Origin of the sequence: Mycobacterium arosiense ATCC BAA-1401 = DSM 45069 (genome assembly GCF_002086125.1) — a bacterium.
GTDB lineage: Bacteria > Actinomycetota > Actinomycetes > Mycobacteriales > Mycobacteriaceae > Mycobacterium > Mycobacterium arosiense.
The window spans coordinates 23050-30180 of the sequence record NZ_MVHG01000064.1 but is presented as its reverse complement, the minus strand read 5'-3'; the positions used below and the strand labels follow the sequence as shown (position 1 = coordinate 30180).

The following is a 7131-nucleotide window of genomic DNA, read 5'->3' as shown; positions in this document are numbered from 1 at the left end:
GACCGCCGCGGTGCAGCCCCCGCCGGTGCTCAAAGAGGGCGACGACTGCCCCGATTCGACGCTGGCGGTCAAGGGCCTGACCAACGCACCCCAGTACTTCATCGGTGACCAGCCGAAGTTCACCATGGTCGTCACCAACATCGGGCTGGTGGCCTGCAAGCGCGACGTCGGCGCCGCGGTGCTGGCGGCCTACGTCTACTCGCTGGACAACAAGCGGCTGTGGTCAAACCTGGATTGCGCGCCGTCCAACGAAACGCTGATCAAAACCTTCACCCCGGGCGAGCAGGTGACCACCGCGGTGACGTGGACGGGAATGGGCTCGGCGCCGCACTGCCCGCTGCCGCGGCCGGCGATCGGGCCGGGCACCTACAACCTGGTCGTGCAGCTCGGCAATCTGCGCTCGATGCCGGTTCCGTTCATCATGAACCAGCCGCCACCGCCGCCGGGCCCGGTGCCCGGACCGGGTCAGCCGGGCGCGGTGCCGCAGCCGGAGGCGCCGCCGGCGGCCCCGCCGGCCGCCGGCTGACCCTGATCACGCGTGCTAGCTCAACGAGTCGGTGATCGTCGACTCCGCCAGCTGGGACAGTCCTTCCCGCACATGGCGGGCCCACATCGCGCCGATGCCGTCGACCGATTGCAGGTCGGTGGCGCTGGCCGCCAGCACGTTCTGCAGCGTCCCGAACGAGCGGACCAGCAGGTCGGCGTGGGCGAACTGCAGCCGTGGAATGCCGGCCAGCGCTTGGTAGCCGCGCGGGCTGACCGCCGAATCCTGCGCCTCCGCGGTCGTGGGATAGCCGAACACCTTCGCCAGGATGGTGAAGTCGAGCAGCTCGGTATCCGATAGCGCGTCGAGCTCCTCGAGCGTGGCCGTCATCTGCGCCTCGGACAACGGCTCCGGGCTGGCGTGATAGTCGCGCAGGATCAGTTCCCGGGCGTTGTCGTTGCCGCCCAGCAGCTCGTCGAGCTGCAGCCGCAGCTGCCGGCCGTCGGTGCCGAGTTCGACCACGTCGTTGTCGATCACCTGGCCGATCCGCCGGACCAGCTCGAGCCGCTGCACCACCGTCATGACATCGCGCAGCGTGACGAAGTCCTCGATCTCGGCGCGCGAGAGCTGCCTGCTGACCTCGTCGAGCCTGATCTTGTACCGCTCCAGGGTGGCGATGGCCTGGTTGGCCCGCGACAGGATGGTCGCCGAGTCCGCCACCACGTGGCGCTCGCCGCCCACGTAGACGGTCACGATGTTCATCGAGTGGCTCACCGAGATCACCGGGTAGCCGGTCTGGATCGCCGCCCGCTCGGCGGACCGGTGCCGGGTTCCCGACTCGTCGGTGGCGATCGACGGGTCCGGGACCAGCTGCACGTTGGCCCGCACGATGCGGCTGCCATCCGTGGACAGCACGACGGCGCCGTCCATCTTCGCCAGCTCGCGCAGCCGGGTCGGCGCGTAGCGCACATCCAGCGCGAACCCGCCGTCGCAGATGGCCTCGACCGCCTCGTCGTTGCCGAGCACGATCAGCGCGCCGGTACGGCCACGCAGGATCCGTTCCAGGCCGTCGCGCAGCCCGGTACCAGGCGCCAGGCGGGCGACGGTTTCACGCAGGGTCGGACGGCTCACAAGGTGTCATTCTTCAGGCCGGATGCGCCATGCGTCCAGCCGCAGCACGTTTGCCCGTATGCCGCCGCGGGGGTCGGCGATGTCGATCATGTGCTTGAGCGCCGCCACGATGGTGGGTGCGCGCAGCGCCCGCATACCGTTCGGCACGATCTCGCGCCGGGGATCGTCCCCGTCCGGGATGAGCGCGATGCTGAACCCCTGGCGCGCCGCTTCGCTCAGCCGCCGCTCCATGCCGCTGACCCGCCGGAGATCCCCGGCCAGTCCCACCTCGCCGATCATCACCGCCGTGGTGGGCAGCGGCAGGTCGGCATATGCCGAAGCCAGCGCGACCGCGACCGCCAGATCCGACGACGGATCGGTCAGCCGCATGCCGCCCACGGTGGACAGGTAGATGTCGTTGACCCCGAAGGGCAGCTGGGCGTGCTTTTCCAGCACCGCGGTGATCATCGCGGCCCGCGAATGATCGATGCCGCTGACCGCGCGGCGCGGCGAGCCGCCCGCCGGGATGGCCAGCAGGGCCTGCACCTCGCCGATGAGTGGTCGTTTGCCGTCGAGTGTCACCGTGATCGCGGTGCCCGGCACCGGGGCCGGACGCTGGTCCAAGAACAGGTTCGATGGGTCGGCGACGCCCTCGATCCCGTTGTCGTGCAACAGGAAACAGCCGACCTCATCGGCGGCGCCGAACCGGTTCTTGATCCCCCGCACCATCCGCAGCGAGCCGTTGCGGTCGCCTTCGAAGTGCAGCACCACGTCGACGAGATGCTCGAGGGAACGGGGCCCGGCGATGGCCCCGTCCTTGGTGACGTGCCCGACCAGGATCAACGCGACCCCGTTGGTTTTGGCCGCCGCGGTCAGGGCCGACGTCACCGCGCGAACCTGCGTGACGCCGCCGGCCACGCCGTCGGCCTCGGTGGTGGACATGGTCTGCACGGAGTCGACGATCACCAGGGCGGGGCTGACCGTCGCGATGTGCTCGAGGACGGCGTGCAGGTCGGATTCGGCGGCCAGATAGAGCTCGTCGCTGCCGCAGCCGATGCGGTCCGCGCGCAGCCGGATCTGGCCCGCGGACTCCTCACCGGAGATGTACAGGGCGCGGCGGCCCGATTTCGCCCAGCGATGCGCGACCTCGAGCAGCAGCGTCGACTTGCCCACACCGGGATCGCCGGCCAGCAGCGTGACCGAGCCGGGCACCACGCCGCCGCCGAGCACGCGGTCGAGCTCGTCTACCCCGGTGGTGCGGTGTTGGCTGGCGTTGGGCTCGATGGACGTGATGGGCACGGCCGGTGCGGCCGCGGCCAGGCCGCCGCGCCGCCCCGCGACCGCGCTGAGAACCGGGACCTCGTCAACCGTGCCCCAGGTGCCGCACTCCAGGCAGCGGCCGACCCACTTCGCGGTGACATGCCGACATTCCGAACAGCGGTATTGCGAGCGCGCGGTTGCCACGACATGACGGTATCGAGCGGCTACGACAAGCCCGCGTCACGACAGGCGGTTAGCCCGCCTGGTTTTGCTGCGGCGGCGTCAGGCCGGCCGAAATCGGCACGGCCACGGTGGCCTGGCCGGCCTTCTCGAAATTGAACGTGAAGCTGTAGGTGAGGCCGTTGGAGATCGGCTTGGCCAGATTGACGGTCGCCTTGGCCGCGGCGGTGTTCGAACCGACCGGACCCGGCGCCACCTTCTCGCCCTCCGGCGCGCCGATGAACAGCGATCCGCCGGCGGGCAGCCGGGCGTCGCCGCTGACCGTCACCGCGCCGATGTCGCTGGTGATGCCGACGAGCCGGTCGGGCGTGTTCGGCGACAGGTTGACGGCCACCAGCACCAGATCCACGCTGCGGCCCGGCTGCAGGTAGTCACCGGTTTGGTAGGCCTGGATCCGGATGTCGCGCAGTGCCACGTTGTGGAACGTGACCTTGTTGCCGTTGATGGCGGGCTCCTGCACCGCCATCTGCGAGACCTGTCCGGCTCCGCAGCCGCTGAGCAGAGCGGCCAGGACGGCCAGCACGCCGGCGACGGCGAGCGCGGGAAGGCCGAGGCGGATCTTGACGCGGTTCACTCTCTCGAGCCTCCTGCTGAGCCGGTTCGACTAATGCAACTATGCACAGTAGTAGGAAGGTTCCGCGTGCGATAGCTCGGGGCGCCAGACCAGCGCCGGAGCGCCCCGGGAGCCGCTTTCAAGCCCGCCGCCGGGCCGCGCCGGGGGCGTTGGTAATGTGCTGCACTGCACGACTTGGTCCGCATGTCAACCCCTAATCCGCGCGTGTTGTGCCCCTGACCTGCATCGTTGCTTCGCGCGTAGTTAGGTGGCCGTGTTAGGATGAAGTAACGAAAGGGGCTCGAATCAGATGATCTTCAAGGTCGGCGACACCGTTGTTTACCCGCATCACGGTGCTGCGTTAGTCGAGGCGATCGAAACCAGGACGATCAAAGGGGAACAAAAGGAGTATCTCGTCCTGAAGGTGGCGCAGGGCGACCTGACCGTTCGAGTTCCCGCCGAGAACGCTGAGTATGTGGGTGTCCGCGACGTCGTCGGACAAGAGGGTCTGGACAAGGTTTTCCAGGTGCTGCGGGCCCCGCACACCGAGGAGCCGACGAACTGGTCGCGCCGCTACAAGGCCAACCTCGAAAAGCTGGCGTCCGGCGATGTCAACAAGGTCGCCGAGGTAGTGCGCGACCTGTGGCGTCGCGATCAGGAACGCGGTCTGTCCGCCGGCGAGAAGCGGATGCTGGCCAAGGCCCGCCAGATTCTGGTCGGCGAGTTGGCGCTGGCCGAAAGCACGGACGACGCCAAGGCGGAGACCATCCTCGACGAGGTTCTGGCCGCCGCGTCCTGAAGGTCCTGACACTCCGGTGGCCCCGGAAACGGGCACGTCAGGCAGGGTAATCGGGGTCGTTCCCGCCGCAGGGTCGGGCGAACGACTGGCCGCAGGGATTCCCAAGGCATTCTGCGCGGTGGGCGGCCGCACGCTGCTGCAGCGCGCCGTCGCCGGTCTGCTGGAATCCGGGGCGATCGACCATGTCGTGGCCGCCGTGCCCGCCGACCGGATCGACGAGGCCAGGCGGGTTCTGGATAACGACGTCCAGGCCGGCCGAGCCTTCGTCGTCGCCGGCGGGACCGACCGCACCGAATCCGTCGGCTTGGCCCTGGCTTCCCTGGCGTCCCTGTCGGACGCGGCCGCCGAGTTCGTGCTGGTGCACGACGCCGCGAGGGCGCTGACGCCCCCATCGCTGATCGCCCGCGTGGTGGCCGCGCTGCGGGCCGGCCATGACGCCGTGGTGCCCGCCCTGCCCCTGCATGACACCATCAAGGCCGTGGACGCCAACGGGGTGGTGCTCGGGACGCCGGAGCGCGCCGGGCTGCGTGCCGTGCAGACCCCGCAGGGTTTCGCGACCGATCTGTTGTTGCGCGCCTACGCGGCCTATCAGGCCGGTGGCCGCGCCGGTTTCACCGATGACGCGTCGCTGGTCGAGCATGTCGGTGGCCAGGTCCGGGTGGTCGACGGCGACCCGCTGGCGTTCAAGATCACCACCCAGCTCGATTTGCTGCTGGCCGAGACCGTCGTGCGCCGGTGAACACGGTGCTTCCCCGGGTGGGCCTGGGCGTCGACGTGCACCCGATCGAACCCGGACGGCCGTGCTGGCTGCTGGGTCTGCATTTCGCCGACGCCGACGGCTGTGCGGGTCATTCCGACGGCGACGTCGGGGCGCACGCGCTGTGCGACGCGGTGTTGTCGGCGGCCGGGCTGGGCGACGTGGGGGCGGTCTTCGGGGTCGACGAGCCGCGCTGGAAAGGGGTCAGCGGCGCCGACATGCTGCGCCATGTCGCGGATCTGGCGGCGCACGAGGGTTTCCGGGTGGGCAACGCCGCCGTACAGGTCATCGGCAACCGGCCGAAAGTCGGGCCACGGCGCGCCGAGGCGCAGCGGGTGCTGTCGGAAGTGCTGGGCGCGCCGGTGTCGGTGTCGGCGACGACCACCGACGGGTTGGGGCTGACCGGGCGCGGAGAGGGCCTCGCCGCGATCGCCACCGCGTTGGTGGTCCGTACCGGATAAGCCCGCGCAGCGCCGGGCGCCGCGGAACTACCCGGTAAGCTGGCACGTCGTGACCGATCAGGCCCGCTTGCGGCTACACGACACGGCGGCCGGTGCCGTGCGTGATTTCGTTCCGCTGCGCAAGGGCCACGTCTCCATCTACCTGTGTGGCGCCACCGTCCAGGGTCTGCCGCACATCGGCCACGTCCGCAGCGGGGTGGCCTTCGACATTCTGCGCAGGTGGCTGATCGCGCGCGGCTGCGATGTCGCCTTCATCCGCAACGTCACCGACATCGACGACAAGATCCTCAACAAGGCCGCCGCCGCCGGCCGGCCATGGTGGGAATGGGCGGCCACCTACGAGCGGGCCTTCAGCGCCGCCTATGACGCGCTGGACGTGTTGCCGCCGTCGGCCGAGCCGCGTGCCACCGGGCACATCACCCAGATGGTCGAATTAATGGGACGGCTGATCGAAACCGGTCACGCCTACGCCGCCGGCGGCGACGTGTACTTCAACGTGCTCAGCTACCCCGAATACGGGCAGCTGTCCGGGCACAAGATCGACGACGTCCATCAGGGCGAGGGCGTGGCCACCTGCAAACGCGATCAGCGCGACTTCACGCTGTGGAAGGCCGCCAAGCCCGGCGAGCCGTCCTGGCCCACCCCGTGGGGCCGCGGCCGCCCGGGGTGGCACCTGGAATGTTCCGCGATGGCCCGCACCTATCTGGGGCCGGAATTCGACATCCATTGCGGCGGGATGGATTTGGTGTTCCCGCACCACGAGAACGAGATCGCCCAGAGCCGCGCCGCCGGCGACGGATTCGCCCGGTACTGGCTGCACAACGGCTGGGTGACGATGGGCGGCGAGAAGATGAGCAAATCGCTGGGCAACGTGCTGGCCATACCGGCGTTGCTGCAGCGGGTTCGCGCGGCCGAGCTGCGCTACTACCTGGGCAGCGCCCACTACCGGTCGATGCTGGAATTCTCCGAGACCGCGCTGCAGGACGCGGTGAAAGCCTATGTCGGCGTCGAGGAATTCCTGCACCGCGTGCGGGTGCGCGTCGGCGGCGTGGAGCCCGGGCAATGGACCGCACGCTTCGCCGAGGCCCTCAACGACGACCTGGCCGTGCCGGCTGCGCTGGCCGAGGTGCACCAGGCGCGCGCCGAAGGGAACCGGGCGCTCGACTCCGGCGATCACGAAGGCGCACTGCGGCAGGCCGGCGCGATCCGCGCGATGATGGGCATCCTGGGTTGTGACCCGCTCGACGAGCGCTGGGAGACCCGCGACGAGACGTCGGCGGCGCTGGCGGCCGTCGACGTGCTGGTGCGGGCGGAGCTGAAGAATCGGCAAAAGGCGCGCGAGGAACGCAACTGGGCGCTGGCCGACGAGATCCGCGACCGGCTCAAGGACGCCGGCATCGAGGTCACCGACACCGCCGACGGGCCGCAGTGGTCGCTGCAGGCCAGTCACGAGAAGTAGGGCCAAAG

At 69.7% G+C, this 7131-nt stretch carries 7 protein-coding genes and 1 pseudogene; 5 read left to right on the top strand and 3 right to left on the bottom strand.

Translation table 11 applies throughout. The annotated features are described in order from the left end of the window. Positions 1-526 (top strand): annotated as a pseudogene (locus BST14_RS20340) (hypothetical protein); the annotation flags it as partial. A gap of 15 nt (positions 527-541) precedes the next feature. On the opposite strand, the gene disA reads toward BST14_RS20340, so the two are convergent. The 3 genes from disA to BST14_RS20325 are packed head-to-tail and all read right to left on the bottom strand — an operon-like array spanning position 542 to position 3668. Beyond that, entirely contained in the window at positions 542-1615 is a 1074-nt protein-coding gene (gene disA, locus BST14_RS20335) for a DNA integrity scanning diadenylate cyclase DisA (protein ID WP_083066183.1), read from the bottom strand. A gap of 6 nt (positions 1616-1621) precedes the next feature. Beyond that, positions 1622-3058, bottom strand: a complete 1437-nt coding sequence (gene radA, locus BST14_RS20330; protein ID WP_083066182.1) for a DNA repair protein RadA — start codon at positions 3056-3058, stop codon at positions 1622-1624. Positions 3059-3107: 49 nt separating this feature from the next. Then, positions 3108-3668, bottom strand: coding sequence for a copper chaperone PCu(A)C domain-containing protein (locus tag BST14_RS20325; protein ID WP_083066181.1), 561 nt, complete (start codon positions 3666-3668; stop codon positions 3108-3110). 289 nt (positions 3669-3957) lie between these two features. On the opposite strand from BST14_RS20325, the gene carD reads away from it, so the two are divergent. Genes carD through cysS form a run of 4 tightly spaced genes read left to right on the top strand, consistent with a single transcriptional unit; the run spans position 3958 to position 7123 of the window. Next, positions 3958-4446 carry an RNA polymerase-binding transcription factor CarD gene (gene carD / locus BST14_RS20320; RefSeq protein ID WP_003419482.1) on the top strand — a complete coding sequence of 163 codons (489 nt, stop codon included), beginning with the start codon at positions 3958-3960 and terminating at the stop codon, positions 4444-4446. A 16-nt stretch (positions 4447-4462) separates the two neighbouring features. Next, the gene (ispD, locus tag BST14_RS20315) at positions 4463-5185 is read left to right on the top strand and encodes a 2-C-methyl-D-erythritol 4-phosphate cytidylyltransferase (RefSeq protein ID WP_083066180.1); all 723 of its coding nucleotides are present in this window, start codon (positions 4463-4465) and stop codon (positions 5183-5185) included. Then, complete coding sequence (ispF, locus tag BST14_RS20310) at positions 5182-5664, top strand: 2-C-methyl-D-erythritol 2,4-cyclodiphosphate synthase (RefSeq protein WP_083066179.1); 483 nt, start codon at positions 5182-5184, stop codon at positions 5662-5664. The genes ispD and ispF overlap by 4 nt, the downstream gene beginning before the upstream one ends. Positions 5665-5713: 49 nt before the next feature. Next, positions 5714-7123: a cysteine--tRNA ligase gene (cysS, locus tag BST14_RS20305; protein WP_083066178.1), complete on the top strand. Its 1410-nt coding sequence runs from the start codon at positions 5714-5716 to the stop codon at positions 7121-7123. The last annotated feature ends 8 nt before the right edge of the window (positions 7124-7131 follow it).

Coding starts and splice junctions, on each gene's coding strand:
- carD (WP_003419482.1), top strand. CDS start 3,958: ATGATCTTCAAGGTCGGCGACACCGTTGTTTACCCGCATCACGGTGCT.